A 788-nucleotide genomic window follows, 5' to 3' on the forward strand; every position below is an offset into this window, starting at 1 on the left:
CTTCACTTGGGAAATTAGGCTCGTAAAGAATGATAGTAGCTGTATCTATTAATGTTTCAGTATCTTCTTTGTATAAGTCTTCCACTATCACTTGAACTGACTCTTTATTTGGTAAAGATACATATAACGCTTGTCTTAATCCAGAAATAGAGAAAGTACTGTTTTTGGATCTATATTCATTGATTACTTCACCTATACCTGATATAATTTGTAATTTTGCAATATCTCTTTGTTCTAATACTTGCTTACTAGAAGATTTTATAGTATCTAAAAAAGATAGTAATTCTTTATTACCTTTGTTACCTAATATAGATAAATCAACAATTTTATCTTCATCGCTTTGACTTTTAAATCTTTCCATTATTTTTTTTAGATTTTTACCATAATCTTTAGTTTGTTTTTGTTCTATTACTCCTTTTGCTGCATTTTTAACGAAAAATAATTCAGTGTTATCGTCTTCTACAATTTTATTGATAAAACTATCCAACTCTTTATTATCTAAATATAAGCCAATTTGAATGATAGTTATTTTTTGAATCTCTGATAAAGTAGGAAAGAGATTCAGAAGGTAAGAAGTAGTATTTTTATTTAATAATCGAGCCAATTCTTGAGCGATTAAATTACTTGTTTCAATATCTACATTCACTAATAAATCATTTACCTTTTTATCAAACAAAAACTCTCCTCCTATTTAATACTTTAATACAATTCTAATTTTAGCTCCGGCTTTTTTATAATTATTTAATTGTTTTCTATAGCTTGATTTTCTTGTCTTTTTAGATTTTAAT

1 protein-coding gene is annotated in these 788 nt (G+C 25.6%); it reads right to left on the bottom strand.

Annotation, left to right across the window (positions count from 1 at the left end; all coding sequences use genetic code 11):
* A partial coding sequence (locus tag ACTYBU_RS22425; protein ID WP_445493255.1) for a hypothetical protein occupies positions 1–676 on the bottom strand: 676 nt, incomplete at its 3' end.
* Positions 677–788: the final 112 nt, after the last annotated feature.

It is taken from the genome of Niallia sp. 03133 (assembly GCF_052663225.1).